The sequence below is a fragment of the Sphingomonas sp. BL-S-30 genome (genome assembly GCF_055521475.1).
In genome coordinates this window covers 41,529-63,876 of record NZ_CM145481.1, presented here as the reverse complement: position 1 = coordinate 63,876, position 22,348 = coordinate 41,529, and the positions used below count along the sequence as shown (strand labels likewise).

Below are 22,348 nucleotides of genomic sequence, written 5' to 3'. Positions count from 1 at the left end.
AGAGGGCATCATGCTATTACCAGTGTCGTGCTTTTGACATTGGCGGAGCTGTTCCCCGCCATGATTTCCACCCGACCCCCCTCTACGACTTCCTTCATCGCGACGTTCCAGATGCGAAAAGCCTTGGGCCCGAGCATGAAGCGGACCGTCTTCCGTTCGCCCGGCGCGAGCGTTACCCGATCGAAGCCCTTCAAGGCCATCACCGGTTGCGTGACCGAGGCATCGAGATGGCGGATATAGACCTGCACCACCTCATCCCCTGAGAGCGCGCCGCTATTGGCGACCTCGACCGAGACGGTGACGTTGCCGTCCGGTGCGATGGTGGTCGCGGACAGCGTCGGCGCGCCGATAGTGAAGCTGGTGTAGCTGAGGCCGTGCCCGAAGGGGAAAAGCGGTGCGGCATCGTCAAACAGATAGCCACGCCGCGCGCTCGGCTTGTGGTTGTAGAAGAACGGGATCTGGCCTGCGTCACGGATCACCGTGACGGGCAGCTTGGCGCCCGGATTCACGTCGCCGAACAGCGCCTCGGCCATGGCGGTGCCGCCTTCCTGCCCGACATACCAGCAATCGAGGATCGCGTTGGCCTTGGCCGCGACGGTCGGCCAGCTCGCCGGCCGGCCATGGATCGCGACGACCACGACCGGCTTGCCCAGTGCGTGCAGCGCCTCGAACAGGGCATTCTGCTCGCCGAGCAGATCGACGCCGGTCCGGTCGCCGAGATGGTTCTTCGCGAAACCCTCCCGGCTGGTCAGCTCATTGTCGCCGACCGCCAATATGATCACATCGGCTGCCCTCGCCGTCTCGACCGCTTCGGCGATCATCGCGCGGTTCTCCGCGGGATCGGCGAGGATTACCTCATTGTCGGTCGGGTTCTCGCTGGTGGTGATGGCGACGCCCCGGGCGTGGATCACCTCGCCGCCGAGCCTGGCCTTGATGCCGTCGAGCAGGCCGATCTTCTGCTTGGGCACGCTCGAATAACCGCCGAGCCGCGCCGGGGCGGCATTGGGGCCGATCACCGCGATCTTCTGCGCGCCGGCCTTGAGCGGGAGAATGCCGTCATTCTTGAGCAGGCAGATGCTCTTGCGCGCCGCTTCCAGCGCCAGCGCCCGGGCTTCGGCATTGCCGGTGATCTGCGCCGCTAGCGTGACGTCTCCATAGGGGTTTTCGAACAGCCCGGCGCGGAACTTCAACGTCAGCATGCGCGCCACTGCGGTATCGATCGCCGCTTCGCTCACCCGGCCGGCGCGAACCTCATCGACCAGCAGGCGATAGGCGATGCCGTCGGGCAGTTCGCAATCCACCCCGGCGGCCAACGCGCGCCGAGCGGCGTCGGCCTTGTCGGCCGCGACATGGTGGATGCGATCGAGCTCCTCGACCGCGCCATAGTCGCTCGCGACGACGCCGTCGAAACCCCATTCGCCGCGCAGCACATCCTGCAGCAGCCAGTGATTGGCATGGCTTGGTACGCCGTCGATCTCGTTATAGGACGGCATCACCGCACCGATCGCGGTGCGCTCCACCACTTCACGGAAGGGCGGGAAGAAATTCTCGCGCAGCTCGCGCTGCGAGATCTGGGCGGGGCCGACATTGGTGCCCGATTGCGGCTGACCGTGCCCGGTCATGTGCTTGAGCGTGGCGAACACCTTGTCCTTCGCCAGCCGTTCGCCCTTGTCGACGCCCTGCAGCCCCTCGACCGCCGCGACGCCCATCTCGCCGCAGAGATAAGGATCCTCGCCGAAGGTCTCCTCGATCCGGCCCCAGCGCGGATCGCGCGCGATATCGACCACCGGCGACAGCACATAGGGCACGCCGCGCGCCCGCGCCTCGCGGGCGATCACCGCATTGACGCGGCGGACCAGGCTGGTGTCGAAGCTGCCCGCCAGCGCGATCGCCTGGGGAAAGCTGGTCGCCTCGGTCGCCATGAAGCCGTGCAGCGCTTCCTCATGGAACAACACCGGAATGCCGAGGCGCGTCTTTTCCAGCGCCCAATGCTGCGCAGCATTGTTGAACGCGATATTGTCCGCCGGCGTTCGCCAGCGCGCGCCGGTGCCGCCTTCGGTATTGACAATGCCGGGCCCGCCGCGCTTGTCCGACGGGCGGCTGATCTGGCCGATCCCGTTGGGATAGGCCGTGCTCGCCTTGGCCGGGTCGAAGGTCAGGCCGTCCATGATCTCGGCCTTGGTCGCCCAGAGCGCGATGGTCTGCGCGATCTTCTCTTCGAGCGTCATCCGCCCGAGCAGGTCCTTGACCCGGTCAGCGATCGGCGCGCGCGCGTCCTTGTAGAGCGGCGCTTTGCCGCGCGCGAAGGCGACCCCCGGCGTCAGCGCAGCGACGCTGGCCGAGGACAGCCAGACCAGGAGCTGGCGCCGGCCGATCATGGCGCGACCGTCAGGGTAGCGGATTTCAGATCGACCGAATTCGCCCCAGCCATGATCTCGAACTGGCCGGGCTCGACCACGCGCTTCATCTCGAGGTTCCACATCTGGAAGGCGCGGCGATCGAGCGTGAAGCTCAAGGTCTTCGTCTCGCCCGGCTGGAGTGTGACGCGGCGGAACGCCTTCAGCTCCTTTACCGGCCGAGTCACCGAACTGACCATGTCGCGGACATAGACCTGCACGACCTCGTCACCCGCGCGTTTGCCGGTATTGGCGACATCGACCTTCACCTCGACCTGACCGTCGGGACGGATCGTCGTCGCCGAAAGCTGCGGCGCGCCGACCGTGAAGCTGGTGTAGCTGAGCCCATAGCCGAACGGGAAAAGCGGCGTCGCCTCGCTGAACAGATAGCCGCGATGCGCCGATGGCTTGTAGTTGTAGAACATCGGCAGCTGCCCGACCGAGCGCGCGATCGTCACCGGCAGCTTGCCGCCCGGATTGACGTCGCCGAACAGCGCGTCGGCGACCGCGTTGCCGCCCTGCTCGCCGAGATACCAGCCCTCGATCACGGCATTGGCTTCAGCCGCGACCTTGTTGATGGCGAGCGGCCGGCCGTTGATCATCACGACGACGATCGGCTTGCCCAGCGCCTTCAGCGCATCGAACAAATCCTGTTGCTGGCCGACCAGGTCGAGGCTCGACCGGTCACCGAGATGGTTGTTGGCCCAGCCTTCGCGGCTGGTCTGCTCGGTGTCGCCGATCGCGAGCACGATGGTGTCGGCGCCCTTCGCGAGCGCGACCGCCGCGGCGATACGCTTCGCATTCTCGACCGGGTCGGCGAGGGTGACCTTGTCCTCCCACCAATCGTCATTCTCGGTGATCTTCACGCCTCCCGACGTGACGACATTGGCGCGCGCGCCGAGCTTTGCCCTGATCCCGTCGAGGATCGAGACCGTCACCGGCGGCTGGCCGTAATAGCCGCCGAGCCGCGCCACCGCCGCGCTCGGACCGATCACCGCGATGGTCGGCTTTGCCGCACCCGTCGGCATGGCGAGCGGCAGCGTGCCGTCATTCTTGAGCAGTATCATCGACCGCGCCGCCGCGGTCCGCGCCAGCGCGCGTGCCTCGGCATTGTTGGTGATCTTCACCGCGGCCGCGACATCGGCATAGGGATGCTCGAACAGCCCGGCGCGGAACTTGATCTCCAGCATTTTGCGCACGGCAGAGTCGATCACGGCCTCCGAGACCTTGCCCGCGCGAACCGAGTCGACCAGCGTCTTGTAGCTGTCACCCTCGGGCAGATCGGAATCGACGCCGGCGTTGATCGCCAGCAGTGCCGCCTCGGTCCGGTCGGCTGCGATATGGTGGATCGAGCGCAGCTGATCGATCGCATCATAATCGCTGGTGATCGCGCCGGTGAAACCCCATTCGCCGCGCAGCACATCGCCGAGCAGCCATTTGCTCGCATGGCTCGGCGTGCCGTCGATCTCGTTATAGCTGGGCATCACCGCGCCCGGCGCGGCGCGGGTGATTGCCTGTTCGAAGGGTGGAAAGAAATTCTCCCGCAGCTCGCGTTCGGAGATTTGCGCGGGTCCGATATTGGTGCCGCTCTCGGGCTGGCCGTGGCCAGTCAGATGCTTGAGCGTGGCGAACACCTTGCCCGGTGCGAGCTTCTCCGCCTTGTCCGCGCCCTGCAGGCCCTGCACCGCCGCGACGCCCATTTCGCCGACGAGATAGGGATCCTCGCCGAACGTCTCCTCGATCCGCCCCCAGCGCGGGTCGCGCGCGACATCCACCACCGGCGACAGCGCCAGGGTCACGCCGCGCGCCGCGATCTCGCGCGCGGTGATCGTGTTGATCTGGCGGATCATGTCGGGATCCCAGCTCGAGGCCAGGCCGATCGGCACCGGGAAGCTGGTCGCATCCCGCGCAGCATAGCCGTGCAGCCCTTCCTCATGGAACAGGATCGGGATGCCGAGCCGCGTCTTCGTCAGCGCGTAACGTTGCAGCGTGTTGACCACATCGATCGTGCCCTTCACGTCGTGACCGGGCGTCACGCGCGGCGAGCCGGCGCCGAGCGTATCGGACGGACGGGCGAACCCGCCGAACCCATTGGGGAAGAGCGCGGCGACCTTGGCCGGATCGATCCGCTTCCTCGCATCGAGCATCTGCGCCTTGGCGCCCCACACCGTCAGCAGCTGGCCGACCTTTTCCTCGAGCGTCATGCGCTTGAGCAGATCGTCGACGCGTGCAGCAATGGGTGCGGCGGCATCCTTGTAGAGCGGGCTGGCCTCCGCAACGGGCGCGGGCGGCGGCGCAGCGCCGGCAAGCGCGATCGGCGCGGCGCAGGCGAGCAGAATCGCCAGCGAACGATGAAGAGTACGCGGCGCTACCATCGGCATTTCGGCTACCCCCTCGGTGGCGCTGATTCGTCGGCCAACACCCACGTCAGCGCCTTTTTCTGATAGCGCTACCATGCTAAGTCAGGCAAAGACTGTCAATCGCCGATGGCCAAGCAAAGGGCCGTGGCGCGTGCGTTTGGAGAGGAATGACATGGGTCGGTTGATTGCCTGGTGCGCGGCATTGTTTCTGACGCTGGGCGCGCTGCCCGGCATCGCGCAGGCCGAGGACGGCTATGATCTCTGGCTTCGCTACCGACCGCTGCCCACCGATATTCAGGCCCGCGACCGGGCCCAGGCGACGGCCCTGGTGTTCGAGCGCAACGATCCTTCGATCCTCAAGGCGGCGGAAGAACTCGACCGCGCGCTGTCGGGCCTGCTCGGCGCGAAACCGCTGGCCGGCGCCATCCAGCCCGGTGCGATCCTGCTCGGCACTGCCGGCGAGCCCCGCATCCAGGCGCTCAACCTCCCGCTCGGCAAGCTCGGCAGCGAAGGTTATCTGATCCGCAGCCTTGCGGTCGACGGCAAGAAGGTCACGGTCGTCGCAGCGAATAGCGGCGTGGGCGTGCTCTATGGCAGCTTCGCGCTGATCCAGCATCTGCAGCGCGGCCTGCCGCTCGACGCGCTCGACATCGCCTCCACGCCGAAGCTCAAGCTGCGGCTGCTCAACCATTGGGACAATCTCGATCGCACGGTCGAGCGCGGCTATGCCGGCCAGTCGATCTGGGACTGGTGGAAGCTCCCCGACTTCAGGGACCCGCGCTACACCGATTATGCGCGCGCCAATGCGTCGATCGGCATCAACGGCACCGTGCTCAACAACGTGAACGCCAAGGCCGACAGCCTGACCGCGCCCTATATCGCCAAGGCGGCGGCGTTGGCGGATGTGTTCCGGCCCTATGGCATCAAGGTCTATCTCTCGGCGCGCTGGTCCTCCCCGATCGAGATCGGCGGATTGAAGACCGCCGACCCGCTCGACCCACAGGTCGCTGCCTGGTGGAAGGCCAAGGCCGACGAGATCTACAAGGCGATCCCGGATTTCGGCGGCTTCCTGGTCAAGGCCAATTCGGAAGGCCAGCCCGGCCCGCAGGATTACAAGCGCAACCATGCAGAAGGCGCCAACATGCTCGCCGCCGCGGTGCGCCCGCATGGCGGCATCATCATGTGGCGTGCCTTTGTCTATCAGCACGAGAACCCCGAGGACCGCGCCAAACAGGCCTATGACGATTTCAAGCCACTCGACGGCCAGTTCGCGGACAATGTCATCGTCCAGGTGAAGAACGGCGCGATCGACTTCCAGCCGCGCGAGCCTTTCCATCCGCTGTTCGGCGCCATGCCGAAGACGCCGCTGATGATGGAATTCCAGATCACCAAGGAATATCTCGGGATGGCGACTCACCTCGTCTATCTCGGACCGCTCTACGAAGAAGTGCTGCAGGCCGACACCTTCGGCCATGGCAAGGGATCGACCGTCGCCAGGGTGATCGAGGGCGATCTCGACCAGTACAAGCTGACCGGCATGGCGGGCGTCGCCAATATCGGCGTCGACCGCGACTGGAGCGGATCGACCTTCAACCAGGCCAACTGGTTCGTCTTCGGCCGCATGGCCTGGGACCCGCAGGCTTCAGCGAAGCAGGTCGCGGGCGAATGGTCCGAGCTGACCTTCGGCCCGAACCTGGCGGTCACGCCCAGAGTCGTCGACATCATGATGACCTCGCGCGAGGCCGTGGTGAACTATATGACGCCGCTCGGCCTCGCCCATCTGATGGCGACCAGCCATCATTACGGCCCCGGCCCCTGGGTGAAGGATCTCGCCCGGCCCGAATGGAACCCGGTCTATTATCACAAGGCCGATGCGACCGGCATCGGTTATGACCGGACCAAGACGGGCAGCAATGCCGTCGCGCAATATGCCCCGGTGCTCGCCAGGCAGTTCGGCGATGTGAAGACCACGCCCGAGCAGGACCTGTTGTGGTTCCACCATGTCGGCTGGGACTATCGCATGAAGTCCGGCAAGACCTTGTGGGAGGAGCTTGCCGGCAAATATTCGCTGGGCGTGCGCGAGGTGGCCGACATGCACGAAGCGTGGTCGGCGCTTGCTCCCTATATCGACCGGGAGCGCTTCGCGAAGACCGACGGCTTCCTGTCGATCCAGCAGCGCGAGGCGCAATGGTGGCGCGACGCGAGCCTCGCTTACTGGACCAGCGCATCGGGCCGGCCGCTCCCGGCGGGCGAGGCGCCACCGGCAAGGCCGCTCGCCGACTATGAAGCGATCTCCTGGCCGTACGAGCCCGGAAGATGAGCGCTAACAGATCGGGAAATGAAGGAAGGATGAGGCCGGCGCGGGAGGATTGACACTTCTCCAACATAGGAATAGCTCTGCATGTGATCGCTACCATGCCAGATGGCACGGAGCGTGGAACGGGCACGAAGAGGCCCGCACTGAAGGGACAGGATGATGAGGGAGCTGCTTCACCAACGCGCATTCGACCGATCCGCCGGCGCAGCCCGCGCGGTCGCGACGCACGCCGCAGCTTTGCAAACATGGTTTTTCGGCCCGCACGGCCGCTGCTGATCCGGATGGCGGCGGCTGTGGTCGCACGCCGCCATCCAGTCCCGGCATGGGCGCTCCTCGCTGCCCATGCCGGATGATCTCCCCTAGGGCGGCCGGCGCATATCCGGCCGCCCCTCTTTTTATCCCCCACCACCGAATATAACGTTCACATTGCAGCGCATGCCGCAACATTATAGCCACCGTGCCGAGGAGCATCACGCTTTGAGCCAACAAACGTCCCGTCGGCAACGCACCACCGCCACCATCACCGATGTGGCGCGCAAGGCCGGCGTCTCCCCCATGACGGTGTCGCGGGTGCTGAACGGCGAAGGCAATGTCCGCGCCACCACGCGCGAGGTGGTCAATGCCGCGATCGCCGCGCTCAATTACTCGCCCAACCCGGCCGCGCGCAGCCTCGCCGGCGCGGCGCCGGTGCGGATCGGGCTGCTCTACAGCAACCCCAGCGCCGCCTATCTCAGCGAGTTCCTGGTGGGCAGCCTCGATTATGCCAGCCGCGCCAACATCCAGATCGTGGTGGAGAAATGCGACGGGCTGGAACAGGCCGAGGAAGCGGCGGCGCGCCTGCTGCGTAGCGGGATCGAGGGAATCGTGCTGCCCCCGCCGCTGTGCGATTCCCTGCCGCTGCTCGAGGTATTGCGCCAGGCGAACGGCTTGGCGGTGACGGTCGCCAGCGGCCACCCCGCCCTGGGCTTCTCCGCCGTCAGCATCGACGATCACCGCGCCGCCTTCGCGATGACGCGCCACATCGCCGCGCTCGGCCATCAGCGCATCGGCTTCATCATCGGCAACCCCGACCAGACCGCGAGCGAACGCCGCCTCGCCGGCTATCGCGACGCGCTCGAAGCGGTCGGCCTGCCCTATGACGAGAAGCTCGTCGTCCAGGGCCTCTTCACCTATCGCTCCGGCCTGGACGCCGCCGAGCATCTGATCGATACGCCCAACCCGCCCTCGGCGATCTTCGCCAGCAATGACGACATGGCCGCGGCGACCGTCGCGGTCGCGCATCGTCACGGGCTTGACGTACCCAACGACCTCACCGTGTGCGGCTTCGACGATACCGCGCTGGCCACGACGATCTGGCCGGAATTGACAACGATTCACCAGCCGATCACCGACATGTCGCTTGCTGCGGTCGAGCTGCTGGTGAAGGAAATCCGCAGCCGCCGCGCCGGACACCGCGACCCGTCGCAGCACCGCCAGCTCGACTTCCAGCTGGTGCGCCGCCAGTCCGATGCCGCGCCGCGCCGCCGCCCTTCGGTGACGTCGGCGCGACCGTCCTGACGAGGTTTGCGCGCGACCGTCGTTGAGCGTAACGGATCTTTGCGTTAGCGGTACCATTCGAGACGACCAGGAGAGGCCATAGTGCAGCGTGAACCCGTAAAGCCATTCCGTTCGCGGGACTGGTTCGCCGATCCGGAGCGCTCGGACATGACCGCGCTCTATCTCGAGCGGTTCATGAATTACGGCATTACCGCCGCCGAGCTGCGCAGCGGCCGGCCGATCATCGGCATCGCCCAGACCGGCAGCGACCTGTCGCCGTGCAACCGCATCCACGTCGATCTCGCGCGGCGCACCCGCGAGGGCATTCGCGATGCGGGGGGCATTCCGATGGAATTCCCGACGCATCCGATCTTCGAGAATTGCCGCCGCCCGACCGCGGCGCTCGACCGCAACCTCGCCTATCTCGGCCTGGTCGAGATTCTGTACGGCTATCCGATCGACGCCGTGGTCATCACCACCGGCTGCGACAAGACCACGCCATCCGGCATCATGGCGGCCTCGACCGTCGATATCCCGGCGATCGTGCTCTCCGGCGGGCCGATGCTCGACGGCTGGCACGAGGGCGAACTGGTCGGATCGGGCACGGTCATCTGGCGGTCGCGCCGCAAGCTTGCCGCCGGCGAGATCGACGAGGAGGAGTTCCTCCGCCGCGCGACCGACAGCGCGCCCTCGGCCGGGCATTGCAACACGATGGGCACCGCCTCGACGATGAACGCAGTCGCCGAAGCGCTCGGCCTGTCGCTGCCCGGTTGCGCTGCCATCCCCGCGCCGTACCGCGAACGCGGGCAGATCGCCTATGAGACCGGCCGGCGCATCGTCGACATGGCCTATGAGGATTTGCGGCCGTCGAAGATTCTGACGCGCGAGGCGTTCCTCAACGCGATCCGTACCATCACGGTGATCGGCGGCTCCTCCAATGCGCAGCCGCATCTGATGGCGATGGCGCGCCATGCCGGGGTCGAGCTGCATCCGTCGGACTGGACCGAACATGGTTATGACCTGCCGCTGCTCGCCGATGTGCAGCCGGCCGGGCGCTTCCTCGGCGAACGGTTCCACCGCGCCGGCGGCGTGCCCGCGATCCTGCACGAACTGGCTGAGGGCGGCGTGCTCGATGGCGGCTGCCTGACCGTGACCGGGCGCAGCATCGGCGAGAATATCGCCGGCCGCGAGTCGCGCGACCGCGAGGTGATCCGCCGCTTCGCCGAGCCGCTGAAGGAGAAGGCCGGGTTCCTCGCTTTCTCGGGCAACCTGTTCGACTTCGCGATCATGAAGACCAGCGTGATCTCCGAGGAATTCCGCAACCGCTATCTCAGCCACCCCGGCAAGGAAGGCGTGTTCGAAGGCCGTGCGATCGTGTTCGACGGGTCGGACGATTATCATCACCGGATCAACGACCCCGCGCTGGAGATCGACGAGAATTGCATCCTCGTCATTCGCGGCGCCGGCCCGATCGGCTGGCCGGGCTCCGCCGAGGTCGTCAACATGCAGCCGCCAGACGCGCTGATCCAGCGCGGCATCGCGTGGCTGCCGACACTCGGCGACGGGCGCCAGTCGGGCACGTCGGACAGCCCCTCGATCCTCAACGCCTCGCCCGAGAGCGCGGTCGGCGGCGGGCTCGCCTGGCTGCACACCGGCGACGTGATCCGCATCGACCTCAACACCGGGCGCTGCGACGTGCTGGTCGACGAAGCCGAGATCGCGCGGCGCAAGGGCGGCCCCGCCCCGGCCTTCCCGTCGAGCAATACGCCCTGGGAAGAACTGTACCGTGAGAAGACCGGACAGCTCGAGGATGGCGCGGTGCTGGAGATGGCGGTCAAATATCGCGGCATTGCCGCGAAGACGCCGCGGCATAACCATTGAGGCGTATGGGGCATCCTGCCGGTCGAACCAACCTCGCTTCCCCGGCGAAGGCCGGGGTCCAGTTGGACAGGTCGATGCAACGAAGCGCAGCTTCCGCCACGGGCCGTCCCCAACTGGGCCCCGGCCTTCGCCGGGGAAGGAAGGGGTGGAGCGAAACGATCACCAAGGGTCTGTGGGTCGCGATCACCGCTCTGCTGGCAGTGCCGCTGATGGGCGCGGTCGCGCCGGCGGCCCCTGTCGCCCGTTTCGCCTGGTTCGATTACAAGGGCGAAGACCCGGTCGACCGGACGATGAAGGCCGGGCCGAACGACTATCGCAACCCGATCCTGCAGGGATTCTATCCCGATCCGTCGATCTTGCGGGTCGGGCAGGAATATTACCTCGTCAATTCGACCTTCACCTATTTCCCCGGCCTGCCGGTATTTCACAGCCGTGACCTGGTGAACTGGACTCAGATCGGCAACGCGATCGACCGGCCGGGCCAGGTCGATTTCGAGCAGCTCGGCACGTCGCGCGGCATCTATGCGCCCGACCTCACCTACCGCGCCGGCATTTTCTACATGGCCGGGACCTGTGTCGATTGCGGCGGCAATTTCGTGATGACCGCGAAGAGCGCCGCCGGCCCCTGGAGCGACCCGCACTGGAACGCGATCGAGGGCATCGACCCCTCGCTGTTCTTCGACACCGACGGATCGGCCTGGATCCTCAACAACGGCGTGCCGGAGGGCAAGCCGCGCTATGACGGCCACCGGGCGATCTGGATCCAGCGCATCGATGCGACGACCCTGAAGCCGTTTGGCCCCCGCACGGTCATCGTGGACGGCGGCGTCAGGCCGGCGGACAAGCCGATCTGGATCGAAGGGCCGCACCTGTTCCGCAAGGACGGGTGGTATTATCTGATCGCGGCCGAGGGCGGCACCGCGGAGAACCACAGCGAAGTGGTGTTTCGCAGCAAATCGGTCACCGGCCCCTATGAGCCCGGGCCGGTGAACCCGATCCTGACTCAGCGCACGCTCGATCCGGCACGGCCTTTCCCGATCACCTCGACCGGCCATGCCGATTTCGTGACGACGCCGAAGGGCGACTGGTGGAGCGTGTTCCTCGGTACGCGGCCGTACAAGGGCGATTTCTACAATACGGGCCGCGAGACCTTCCTGCTGCCGGTGCGCTGGCGGAACGGCTGGCCCGAGGTGACCGCGCCCGGCGCGGCCGTGCCCTATGTCCATGCGCGACCTGGGCTGGCGCGGGGCAAGGCAGCACCGATACCCAACAGCGGCGCCTTCCATGTGCGCGACGAGTTCGCCGGCACGAAACTCGCGCCTTATTGGGTGCAGATCCGGGCGACCGATACCGGCTGGCGCCGGCTGTCCGGCGGGGCGCTGGCGATCGATGCGCGTCCGGTGGCGCTGGGCGGTATGGGCCAGACTGCCTTTCTCGGACGGCGTTTGCAGCATGGCTGGGCGACAGCGGAAACGTCGGTCGCTTTTACGCCGAAGCGTGAGGGCGACCGGGCGGGGATCGCCGTGGTGCAGGACACTGCCTATTTCTACGCGCTGACGCTGAACGGGACGGCGATCACGGTCGAGAAGCGCAGCGGCCCGAAGGACCCGGCGGACGGTGTCGCGGTCGCGTCGGCGCCTTATGCCGGCACGAGCGTGCGGCTGCGCATCGTGCTGCGCGGCGATCGGTGCGACTTCCTCTACGCGGGCGCCGACGGGCGCTGGCACATGCTGGCGAAGGACCAGGACGCGACGATCCTGAGCACGAAGATAGCGGGCGGCTTTATCGGTGCGATGGTCGGCCCGTTCGCGCGGGCGGGCGATTAGCGCGGGGAGATATGGGACACCGGACTGTCCCGTTTCTCCGCGCTGCCCCGTAGAATATTCCTGTTGGAAGCTGCCGCGAAACGCCCAGTATTCGCCGATTTTCGCGACCCACCTGCGAAGGGGCCGGAATCGAGCCCTATTACGGGCCTGCACGGGGTTCGCAGTATCGGCCAGTATAAATGTTGGAACGCCAGGAACGCGCCGACGAACAGACGCGCGACGCCAATTGAGCGGGGACTTGCCGAATTTCGCGACCCCCGTCAGTTCCTGTATCGGCGTTAATCGCGAATAGTTGCCGCATGAAATCTGTATTGGCACGCCCGAGGCCTTTCGCCTTCGCCGGCACTGACCGCCGGGCCGAGCATGATATTCCGACGATGAAGATCAGTGAATCGCCGCAATAAGGGTGTTCCCGCATTGCGCGGTTCGTGATGGCCGATGAAAGCAGGGGCCGCCGGATGAGATCGCAACGTTTGCGGCGTGCCGGCTGGAGAAACGCCGTGATCGCTTCGCACGATAGCCCGCACTCCCATGCTTCGCCCGCCCCCGGCGAGGGCCGGCACGCGGCCGAGGCGCCGCCGGGGACGATCTGGACCTGCCCGATGCACCCGGAAATCCGCCGGGATCGCCCCGGCGCCTGCCCGATCTGCGGCATGGCGCTGGAGCCGCTGGTGGCAAGCGTCGAGGCCGGGCCCAACGCCGAGATGATCGACATGACGCGCCGCTTCTTGATCGGCCTCGCGCTTGCGCTGCCGGTGTTCCTGCTGGAAATGGGTGGGCATCTGGTGCCTTCGCTTCATCACCTGGTTCCGCCAAGAGTTTCGGGCTGGATCCAGTTCGCCCTGGCGACGCCGGTGGTGTGGTGGGCAGGCTGGCCCTTCTTCGCCCGCGCCTGGACGTCGCTGCGCACGCGCAACCTCAACATGTTCACGCTGATCGCGATGGGGACCGGGGTCGCCTGGAGCTATAGCGTCGTGGCCCTGATGACGCCGGCAATCTTTCCGCCCGCCTTCCTCGGCATGGACGGATCGGTCCCGGTCTATTTCGAGGCGGCGGCGGTCATCACCGTGCTGGTGCTGCTCGGCCAGATGCTCGAACTGAGGGCGCGCGCCTCCACCTCGGATGCGATCCGGGCGCTGCTCGACCTGGCCCCGAGGACCGCGCGGCGGTTGAGGGCGGACGGCAGCGAGGAGGAAGTCGCGATCGAGCTGATCGCGGTGGGAGACAGGCTGCGGGTGCGCCCGGGCGAAAAGGTGCCGGTCGATGCGATCGTCGAGGAAGGCCGATCGGCCGTGGACGAATCGATGCTCACCGGCGAATCGATGCCGGTCGCCAAGGCGCCGGGGGACCAGGCGATCGGCGGTACGCTCAACCAGAGCGGCGCGCTGATCGTGCGCGCGCAAAAGATCGGCCGAGATACGATGCTGGCGCGCATCGTCGCGATGGTCGCGCAGGCGCAGCGGTCGCGCGCACCGATCCAGCGTCTCGCCGACCGGGTCGCCGGATGGTTCGTGCCAGCCGTGCTCGGCATCGCCCTGCTCACCTTCGCCGCCTGGACGATCTGGGGCCCGGCACCGGGCGCGTCGTACGGCCTGGTCGCTGCCGTCGCAGTGCTGATCATCGCCTGCCCCTGCGCGCTCGGCCTGGCGACGCCATTGTCGATCCTGGTGGGCGTCGGGCGCAGCGCCGAGCTGGGCGTGCTGATCAAGAATGCCGAGGCGCTGGAGCGGCTCGAAAAGATCGACACGCTCGTTGTCGACAAGACGGGAACGCTCACTGAAGGCAAGCCGAAGGTCATCCGGATCGTCGCCGGCGCGGGATATGACGAGCGCACCCTGTTGCGATTGGCGGCAGGGGTCGAACGCGCCTCCGAACATCCGCTCGCGCTGGCGATCGTCGCCGCGGCCGAGGCGGAGGGGCTGGCCATTCCGGCGGTCAGCGCCTTCGATTCGCCGACCGGCCGGGGCGCGACCGGCATGGTGGACGGCCAGGCGATCACCCTGGGCAATGGCCGCTTCATGGCGGAAGGCGGGATCGCCACCGCCGCGCTGGACGGGCAGGCCGATCTGCTGCGCCGCGACGGGGCGACCGCGATCTTCATCGCGGTGGAGGGCGTCGCGGCGGGGATCGTCGCCATCGCCGACCCGGTCAAGGCGACCACGCCCGACGCGCTCGCCGCGCTGCGCCGCAAGGGCATCGCCGTCGTCATGCTCACCGGCGACAATCGGACCACGGCCGACGCCGTCGCGCGCCGGCTCGGCATCGACGAGGTGGAAGCCGACATCCTGCCCGAGGGCAAGAGCGCGGTGGTCGAGCGGTTGAAACAGGCGGGCAAGATCGTGGCCATGGCTGGTGACGGGGTGAACGATGCCCCGGCGCTCGCCGCGGCCGATATCGGCATCGCGATGGGATCCGGCACTGACGTCGCGATCGAGAGCGCCGGCGTCACGCTGCTGCGCGGCGACCTGATGGGCATCGTGCGCGCGCACCGGCTGAGCGAGGCGACGATGGCGAACATCCGGCAGAACCTGTTCTTCGCCTTTTTCTACAATGCGGCGGGCATCCCGGTCGCGGCGGGGCTGCTCTACCCGTTTTTCGGCATCCTCCTTTCCCCGGTCATCGCCGCCGCTGCGATGACCCTGTCCTCGGTGAGCGTCGTCGCGAACGCGTTGCGCCTGAGGAGGGCCGCGCTGTGAGCGTCGGTGACGCATCGGGCCTGCCGCTGATCCGGGGCGAGGTCGCGCCGGGCTTCGAGCCGGTGCGGCGCGCGTTCATCGAGAATTTCACGCATCGCGGCGAACTGGGCGGGGCATGCTGCGTCTATCGTCACGGCGAAAAGGTCGTGGACCTGTGGGGCGGCGTGCGCGACCGCGCGACCGGAACGCCGTGGCAGTCCGACACGATGGTGCTGGTCCATTCCGCCACCAAGGGCCTGGCGGCGATGACGGCGGCGCTCGCCCAGTCGCGCGGCTGGCTCGATTATGACGAGCGGGTGTGCGCCTATTGGCCGGAGTTCGCGCAGGCGGGCAAGGAGCGCGTCACGATCCGGCAACTGCTCGCCCATCAGGCGGGGCTGCATGCATTCGACGAGCCCGTCGACCATGCCGTCATCGCCGATCCCGCCCGGCTGGCGGGCGTCATGGAGCGGCAGCGACCGGCCTGGGAACCGGGCACGCGGCAGGCCTATCACGCCATCAGCCTGGGCTTTTACCTAGGCGAGATCATGCGGCGCGTCGATCCGCATCATCGCAGCCTGGGGCAGTTCTTCCAGGAAGAGATCGCATCGCCGCTGGGGCTTGATTGCTATATTCGCCTTCCGCCGGACATCCCCAATGCCCGGCTCGCGCCGCTCGAATCGCCGGGGATGCTGGCGATGTTCCTCACCCTCCCGCTCCGGCTCCAGATCGACCTGCTACGGCGGCGTTCCCCCTTCCACCGTGCCATGATCACGAACCCGGGCACGGCGCTGTCCTATGATCCGGAGCATGTCTATGCGCGCGATTTCGAGGTTCCATCAGGCGGCGGCGTGGGCTCGGCGCGCGGGATCGCGCGGGCCTATAGCGCCTTTGCCGCGCGCGACGGGGATCTCGGGCTGCGGCAGGAGACGATCGACCTGCTGATGGCGCCGGCACGCCCGCCGACCCATGGTTTCTACGACGAGGTGATGCGCGGCGAGGCGCAATTCTCGCTCGGCTTCATGAAACCGAGCCCGCAATGGCCGTTCGGGCATGAAGGCGCGTTCGGCGCGCCGGGGGCCGGCGGGTCGCTCGGCTATGCCGACCCGCGAACCGGGATCGCCTATGCCTATGTCACCAACCGGATGGGCACCGCGCTGACCGGCGATCCACGCGACCTGGCGTTGCGCGACGCGCTGCGATCGCTGGCATGAGGCGCGCGGCCCTTACCGGCCGCGGATGAGGCTCGCAAAGTGCCGCGTGCTGGGTTTCAGCGTGCGCACGAAGGTCTGGCGGTCGACGGCGACCATGCCGAAATGCTGGCCATAGCCCTGAGTCCATTCGAAATTGTCGAGCAGCGACCAGTAGATATAGCTTTTCACGTCGATGCCCTCGTCGAGGCATTTCCGGACCTCGGCGAGGCTGTCGTCGAGCCAGGCGATACGGCGGGTGTCGTCGTCGGTGGCGATGCCGCTTTCAGTGACGAAGATCGGTTTCTTCGTCTTGCGCGCGGCGAGGCGGATGGTGTGGCCGAGCGCCTGCGGATAATATTCATAGCCCGCCGCGGTCATCTCCGTGCCGGGCGGTGGCGGCACCACGCCCTTCGCGTCGAGCCGGACCCTTGTATAGGTCTGCACCCCGACGAAATCGCTGGCGTTCACCGCATCCCACCAGTCGCCATAGACCATCGCCTCGATGCGCGGGGCGAGGCTGTTCTCGCCGACCGGCTCGATCGCCTGAGTCGACAGCGTGACGCCGACGGGGAAGTCGCCGGGGCCGGCCTTGATCGCCTGATAGGCCTTGGCATGCGCCTCGAGCAGATGCGCGTCGATCCGGTCCGGGTCAGCGAACAGGATCGAGGAGAAGGCGGGGGAATTGGTCGCACGGGCGGCGGCGGCGATCATCGCGGTGCGCTTCGCCCGGTATTCGGGTGTGGCGCCCATGCGCAGCAGCTTGGCGAGCAGGTGGATATTCGCTTCGTTGAACGGGGACGCCATGCCGATCTGGTCGCCCAGCGCGCGGGTCGTGCGTTCGCAGAAACGGGCGAACAGCTCGGCGCTGTCGGGCGCCTCCCATCCGCCGCGTCTGGCGAACCAGAGCGGCACGGTGAAATGATTATAGGTGACGATCGGCAACAGGCCGTGCGCGCGGCACGAGGCGAGCACCTTGCTATAATGATCCAGCTCGGCCTGGGAGAAATGCCCGGCTTCGGGCTCGATCCGCGCCCATTCCACGCCGAAGCGGTAGCAATTCAGCCCGATCGACCGGGCGATCGCGAAATCCTGATCATAGCGGTGATAGCTGTCGCAGGCGTCGCCGGACGGATCCTTGTAGACCGTCTCGGCCAGGTTCTCGAGCAGCCAGCTGTCGGAATTCACGTCATTGCCTTCGCTCTGGTGCGCCGAGATCGCCGCGCCCCAGAGGAACCCCTTCGGCATCGCGCGCAGCGTCGCCGCGCGGGCCGGCGAGACGCCGACCGCCGTGGCCGCCGCCAGCCCTGCCAGCACCTCGCGCCTGGTCGTCATTCCGATCCTTTCCCGGTTGCCGGCTTCTGGCAGATGGCATGGAACCCCGCGGCCATGAACTTCGCCATATGCCGCTTGATCGATTCGAAATCATTGGACGAGCACAGGCCGTGCGACAGCTGGTCGAGCCGGCCGGTGCGCGCCATGTTGTGCGTCATCGCGCCCGAGACGAAGTGATAGCCCCAGAAGATCGTTTCCTCGTCGCAATCGGGCATCGCTTTCTTGAGCAGGTCGATCAGCGCGAGGACGACGGGGTTGAAATATTTGGTCATCTTGCCCGCGCCCCAATCCGTGGCGCTGTTGGCCTGGGCGGCGATCTTGCCGAAGGCGATCCATTGTTCCGCATCGTCGATCTGGACGTTGAGGTCGGCGTCGATCCAGGCATGCAGCGCGCCCTCGACCGTGACCTTGTCGCCCATTTCCTCGGCATAGCGCCGCATCGCCTCGAGCCGGTTGCGCGCCGAGATCGGCGCCTTGCGCGCCCAGACCGCCTCGTAGATGCTTTCCTTGCCGTTGAAATGATAATGAATCAGCGTCGAGCTGACGCCGACCCGCGCGGCGACGTCCTTCAGGGTGACGCCGTGATAGCCGAATTCGGCGAACAGCTGCTCGGCGGCGTCGAGGATGCGCTCCATCGACGCCTCGCGCACGCGGGCCTTGTGATTGCGCGCGCGCGGGGCCGGCTCGCCTTCCAGCATGGCTTGATCGGTATTGCTCATCGCGACTCTGGTTGCCGGGGTGCGGCAGGCGCGTCAACGCCGCCGCCCCGGCTCGCCGCCTGCGCCGGAAAGGCCGAGAAGCCGATATCGTACCGCCAGCCGCGCCCCTCCCGCAGCCGCCGTGCGACCAGCGCATCGGCCCAGGCAAAGGCCGCGGGCTGGAGGCGGCGCCCGGCGGAAGGACGGTCGTCGATATCGAGATAGAAGGGTCGGCGGGCGGTGTAGCGGGGCCAGGGCACCGCACCCGGCGCCGCCGGGACGCCGGCACGGACGAACGAGACCCAATAGCGCATCATCGCATCCGACAAGCGCGCCTCCGACTCCGTCAGCGGCGGGCGCGGCCAGTTCGGGCCGAGCGTGGCCGATGGACCGACCTGGCCGAAGATATAAGGCAGCTCGCTGGCATGGAAGGCAGCGAGATCGCGGGCGCGTTGTGCCGGGGTGCTGTGCCGGAAGAAATAGAGATAGGCGGGCTGCCCGGCCGCCGCCTGTTGCCGCACCAGATATTGGGCGGCCCAGCCGTACAGGCCGTCGCGGACCGACGCCATCACGTCCGCCCTCGGATCGGCCCCGGGATAGACGGCGAGATAAGCGTCGGCCGCCGCACCGAAACGGCGCCGCACATCGGCGACATAGGCGGCCTGGCTGTCGGGCGCCCTGGGCATCAGGAAGAGCAGCGAGCGGATCTCGCCTTCGTTGAAGCCGGCGAGGACGGGCACCTTCGCCTGTTCGCCGCGCGCGAAAGTATCGGCGAGCTGGCGCTTCAGCAGGGTGCCGTCGATCACCGGCTCGGGTTGCCAGCCGGTCGCGAGGCCGGCCTTGAACAGGACAGCGGGATCGGCCGCGCGAAGGGCCGCAGCATCCGACGCCCCGGCGGCCTTGGCCAGCGCCGTGCCCGCCGCCTCGGCGGAGGGCAGGCCGCGCGTTTCCGCATGCAGCGCGCGATAGGAGGGCATATAGCCGCTCTGCACGATCGCCCGGGCGAACAGGCCCCGCGCCGCCGGGCTGGCCAGCAGGGCGATGGCGCTGAGGCCGCCGGCCGATTCTCCGGCGATGGTGACCCGGCCGGGATCGCCCCCGAACGCGGCGATATTGGCCCGCACCCAGCGCAGCGCCTCGATCTGGTCGAGCAGGCCGTAGTTGCCGGAAAGGTGCCGCGGCGATTCAGCGCTCAGCGCCGGATGCGCCAGATAGCCGAGCAGGCCGAGCCGATAGTTGATCGAGACAAGCACGATGCCCTGCCGCGCCAGTTTCGCGCCGTCATAGAGCGGCTCGGAGCTGCTGCCCCCCGACAAGGCCCCGCCATGAATCCACACCATCACCGGCAGCTTGCGGGCACCGGCCGGCGCCCAGACGTTGAGCGTCAGACAGTCCTCGCTCGTCGCGACCATGCCGCCCGAATAGAGGCCGGTCGGCGACTGTGGCGGCTGAAGACAGGCATGGCCGAACGACCGCGCATCGCGGACGCCCCGCCAGCCGGGCGCCGGAGCGGGCGGTCGCCAGCGCAGCGCGCCCGTCGGCGGCTTGGCATAGGGGATGCCCTTGAAGGCAACCACCTTCCCGGCGGGATCGGCCATGCCCTGGAGCATGCCCTGGCGAATGCCGACCCGTGCCGCATCGCCGGGCGCGCCCGCCGCGGCGGTGACGGCGAGGCACAGCGAGGCGATCGCCGCCGAGCGCAGGAGCGGCCCTTTCGCGATCACCACAGATTATAGCCGATCCGCACGCCGAACGTCCGCGGGCGGACGATCGCGTAGCGGCTGTACACGAACGCCTCGGGATGGATGTAGGTGGTCGCGCGGCTGTTCCCGACATTCTCCATATAGAAGGTCACCGACAGATCCTTGAGCGTGATGCCGGTCTGCAGGTTGAGATAGGTATAGGCGTCGGTATTGTCGTAGAGCGGGCTCAGCACCCCCGGCTTGCCCGGCGTGTTGGGGAAGCCGTTGGGGAAGGACCCGACATGCTGGAGCTGGAAGCTGGTAAAGCCCCTGGCGCCGCTGCCCATGTCGTAATTATAGGCGCCGAAGAACGACCCCTGCACGTGCGGCGAGGCGAGGCGGGAACCGTTCACCGCGCCCGAAATCGCTGCTTCCTGCTTTGAAAGCTCGGTCACCTTGGCTTCGTTGAGCGAGCCGTTCAGGCCGAACAACAGCCCCTTGAACGGCGCGACGGTGATCTCCGCCTCGATGCCCTTGCTCGACGCCCGCCCGACATTGGTGGCGAACTGGACCGAATCCGACTGGCGATTGGCCTGAACCTGGATGTTGCGCCAGTCGATATAATAAGCGGCGAGGTTCGCGGTCAGCTTGCCGCCGAGGAAGCGGCCCTTCAGGCCGAGTTCGTAATTGATGAGATTGTCCGAACCCGCCCCCGCCGGGATGACGAGATCGGTCCGATCGACGGCGCTGACGCTGCCCGCGCGCCCGTTATAGACCGGCGTGCGATAACCGGTGGAGACGGTGGCGTAGGTCGTCAGGTTGCGGGACGGCTTGTAGCTGAGGCTCGCTTTCCACGACGCCTTGCTCGCCGACGGATAGCGTGCGGTCGCGGCGCCATTCGGCACCAGCGCGAGCGGCCCGGCGATGCCGAACAGCGCATAGGTGAAATAGGCGGTGTTGAAGCCGGGCTTGGTATCGACCGTGCCGCCATATTTGCCATAGCGCGCGCCGCCGGTCGCGGTGAGCGTGTCCGTCAGATGATAGCTGATCTCCCCGAAGCCGGCGAGTTCATAGGTGCGCGAGACGCTGCCGAAAGAAGCGAAGGTCGTGCCGGGCAGGCCGGTGATGCGGCGGGCGGCGAGGAAGGACGCGCTCGACAGGTCTCGCCCGTTCAGGTCGAGATTGCGGTGCAGGTAGAAGCCGCCGACCACCCAGTCGAATTTCCCGCCCGCATCGGAGGCGATGCGCGTTTCCTGGACGAAGGTCTTCTGGCGATAATCGTCGTCGAGATAGAAGGGGATGGCCTGGGCAATGGGCACCCCGGTCGCGAACGTGCCGGCAAGATCGACGTCGAAATCGCCATCGGCGATCGAATAGGTCGAGGAACTGGTCAGGTGGGCGCCGTCGAACTGATAGTCGATCGTGCCGTTATAGACCTGCGTGATCGAGGTATAACGATCGGGAATCGAGCTGTAGCGCTTGCGGTCGCCGAGCGACGGCGAGGTCAGCGCGGAATCCTGCGGCTCGCTCTTCTCATAGGAGCCGAGCAGCTTGATGCTCAGCCGGTCGGTCGGCTTCCACAACAACGTGGCGCGGCCGCCCCAGTCCCTGAGCGTGTTGGCATTCTTCACGCCCGTCCCGAGATTGTCGACATAGCCCTCCTCGTTCCGGTAATAGCCGACGACGCGCAGCGCGAGCTTGTCATCGACCAGCGGCACGTTGACCATGCCGTTATAGCGCTGGCGGATGCCGCCGCCGTCGGGCGTGAGGCCGATATCGACCAGGGCGGACGCATCATATTTGGTGAGGTTGGGGCTCTTGGTCAGGATACGCAGCGCGCCCGACAGCGAGCCCGAGCCGAACAGGGTGCCCTGCGGCCCGCGCAGGAACTCGACCCGCTCGATATCGTAGAGATTGGGGCTGAGCGTCACCGTGTTGCCGATCGTGCTGAGCGGCAGCTCGTCGAGATAGATGGTGGTGGTGGTCTGCAGCCCGGCGCCCCAGCCATTGGTGGAGATGCCGCGCGCGGTGAAGCGCGCATTATTGTCGCTCGCCTGGTTGAGCACGACGCCCGGGGTTTCGCGCGCGATACCCTCGAAGCCGACAATGCCCTTCTGAGTCAGCTCTTCCTGCGAGAACGCCGTCACGCTGAGCGGCACGTCCTGCAACCGCTCGTTGCGGCGCGTGGCGGTGACGACGATATCGTTGGGATCGGCCGCGCCTGCGCCCTGGCTGGTCGAATCAGGCGCGGCGCCGGTCTGCGCTGCGGCGGGAGCACCCGCGACGATGAGCGCGAGCAGCGACGACGTATAGGCAAAGCGGTTCATGTCCCCTCCTTGTCGCTGCCGCGTCTTGGTGACGCTGGTCTGCGGACGGGGGGAACATGACATTGTGGGAGGCGATGTCAATACTGACTGTTGAGTAAGTCAGTATTGACACTACTCCGACGTTT

12 protein-coding genes are annotated in these 22,348 nt (G+C 67.0%); 6 read left to right on the top strand and 6 right to left on the bottom strand.

The features are described 5' to 3' along the window. Nucleotides 1-8: 8 nt before the first annotated feature. Together ACZ1I5_RS00225 and ACZ1I5_RS00220 are read right to left on the bottom strand one after the other, a co-directional pair. The gene (locus ACZ1I5_RS00225) at nt 9-2,378 is read right to left on the bottom strand and encodes a glycoside hydrolase family 3 N-terminal domain-containing protein (protein ID WP_465171735.1); all 2,370 of its coding nucleotides are present in this window, start codon (nt 2,376-2,378) and stop codon (nt 9-11) included. After that, nucleotides 2,375-4,771 (bottom strand): glycoside hydrolase family 3 N-terminal domain-containing protein, encoded by a 2,397-nt coding sequence (locus ACZ1I5_RS00220; protein WP_465173865.1) that lies wholly within the window; start codon nt 4,769-4,771, stop codon nt 2,375-2,377. The genes ACZ1I5_RS00225 and ACZ1I5_RS00220 overlap by 4 nt, the downstream gene beginning before the upstream one ends. 157 nt (nt 4,772-4,928) lie before the next feature. Here ACZ1I5_RS00220 and ACZ1I5_RS00215 point away from each other — a divergent pair, with 157 nt between their 5' ends. The 6 genes from ACZ1I5_RS00215 (at nt 4,929) to ACZ1I5_RS00190 (ending at nt 16,205) form a co-directional block, all read left to right on the top strand. Then, a complete protein-coding gene (locus ACZ1I5_RS00215) occupies nt 4,929-7,076 on the top strand; it encodes an alpha-glucuronidase family glycosyl hydrolase (protein WP_465171734.1) in 2,148 nt (715 codons plus the stop codon). Between the two features lie 474 nt (nt 7,077-7,550). Then, the gene (locus ACZ1I5_RS00210) at nt 7,551-8,630 is read left to right on the top strand and encodes a LacI family DNA-binding transcriptional regulator (RefSeq protein ID WP_465171733.1); all 1,080 of its coding nucleotides are present in this window, start codon (nt 7,551-7,553) and stop codon (nt 8,628-8,630) included. An 81-nt stretch (nt 8,631-8,711) separates the two neighbouring features. After that, nucleotides 8,712-10,490, top strand: coding sequence for an IlvD/Edd family dehydratase (locus tag ACZ1I5_RS00205; protein WP_465171732.1), 1,779 nt, complete (start codon nt 8,712-8,714; stop codon nt 10,488-10,490). Nucleotides 10,491-10,564: 74 nt separating this feature from the next. Beyond that, nucleotides 10,565-12,316, top strand: coding sequence for a glycoside hydrolase family 43 protein (locus tag ACZ1I5_RS00200; protein ID WP_465171731.1), 1,752 nt, complete (start codon nt 10,565-10,567; stop codon nt 12,314-12,316). A 458-nt stretch (nt 12,317-12,774) separates the two neighbouring features. Then, nucleotides 12,775-15,012, top strand: a complete 2,238-nt coding sequence (locus ACZ1I5_RS00195; protein ID WP_465171730.1) for a copper-transporting P-type ATPase — start codon at nt 12,775-12,777, stop codon at nt 15,010-15,012. Then, complete coding sequence (locus ACZ1I5_RS00190; protein WP_465171729.1) at nt 15,009-16,205, top strand: serine hydrolase domain-containing protein; 1,197 nt, start codon at nt 15,009-15,011, stop codon at nt 16,203-16,205. Before ACZ1I5_RS00195 ends, ACZ1I5_RS00190 begins: the two co-directional genes overlap by 4 nt. Before the next feature lie 12 nt (nt 16,206-16,217). On the opposite strand, the gene ACZ1I5_RS00185 is transcribed toward ACZ1I5_RS00190, so the two are convergent. Genes ACZ1I5_RS00185 through ACZ1I5_RS00170 form a run of 4 tightly spaced genes read right to left on the bottom strand, consistent with a single transcriptional unit; the run spans nt 16,218 to nt 22,223 of the window. Beyond that, entirely contained in the window at nt 16,218-17,516 is a 1,299-nt protein-coding gene (locus tag ACZ1I5_RS00185) for a glycoside hydrolase family 1 protein (protein ID WP_465171728.1), read from the bottom strand. After that, on the bottom strand, nt 17,513-18,235 hold the full coding sequence (locus ACZ1I5_RS00180) for a TetR/AcrR family transcriptional regulator (RefSeq protein ID WP_465171727.1): 723 nt from the start codon (nt 18,233-18,235) through the stop codon (nt 17,513-17,515). Before ACZ1I5_RS00180 ends, ACZ1I5_RS00185 begins: the two co-directional genes overlap by 4 nt. Beyond that, on the bottom strand, nt 18,232-19,938 hold the full coding sequence (locus tag ACZ1I5_RS00175) for a carboxylesterase/lipase family protein (protein ID WP_465171726.1): 1,707 nt from the start codon (nt 19,936-19,938) through the stop codon (nt 18,232-18,234). The genes ACZ1I5_RS00180 and ACZ1I5_RS00175 overlap by 4 nt, the downstream gene beginning before the upstream one ends. After that, nucleotides 19,935-22,223, bottom strand: a complete 2,289-nt coding sequence (locus ACZ1I5_RS00170; RefSeq protein WP_465171725.1) for a TonB-dependent receptor — start codon at nt 22,221-22,223, stop codon at nt 19,935-19,937. The genes ACZ1I5_RS00175 and ACZ1I5_RS00170 overlap by 4 nt, the downstream gene beginning before the upstream one ends. Between the last annotated feature and the right edge of the window lie 125 nt (nt 22,224-22,348).

What these genes read in the sequence shown, in the direction of transcription:
- ACZ1I5_RS00225 (WP_465171735.1), bottom strand. Translation starts at nt 2,378, where the DNA reads ATGATCGGCCGGCGCCAGCTCCTGGTCTGGCTGTCCTCGGCCAGCGTC.
- ACZ1I5_RS00220 (WP_465173865.1), bottom strand. Translation starts at nt 4,771, where the DNA reads ATGGTAGCGCCGCGTACTCTTCATCGTTCGCTGGCGATTCTGCTCGCC.
- ACZ1I5_RS00215 (WP_465171734.1), top strand. Translation starts at nt 4,929, where the DNA reads ATGGGTCGGTTGATTGCCTGGTGCGCGGCATTGTTTCTGACGCTGGGC.
- ACZ1I5_RS00200 (WP_465171731.1), top strand. Translation starts at nt 10,565, where the DNA reads ATGCAACGAAGCGCAGCTTCCGCCACGGGCCGTCCCCAACTGGGCCCC.
- ACZ1I5_RS00195 (WP_465171730.1), top strand. Translation starts at nt 12,775, where the DNA reads ATGAGATCGCAACGTTTGCGGCGTGCCGGCTGGAGAAACGCCGTGATC.
- ACZ1I5_RS00185 (WP_465171728.1), bottom strand. Translation starts at nt 17,516, where the DNA reads ATGACGACCAGGCGCGAGGTGCTGGCAGGGCTGGCGGCGGCCACGGCG.
- ACZ1I5_RS00180 (WP_465171727.1), bottom strand. Translation starts at nt 18,235, where the DNA reads ATGAGCAATACCGATCAAGCCATGCTGGAAGGCGAGCCGGCCCCGCGC.
- ACZ1I5_RS00170 (WP_465171725.1), bottom strand. Translation starts at nt 22,223, where the DNA reads ATGAACCGCTTTGCCTATACGTCGTCGCTGCTCGCGCTCATCGTCGCG.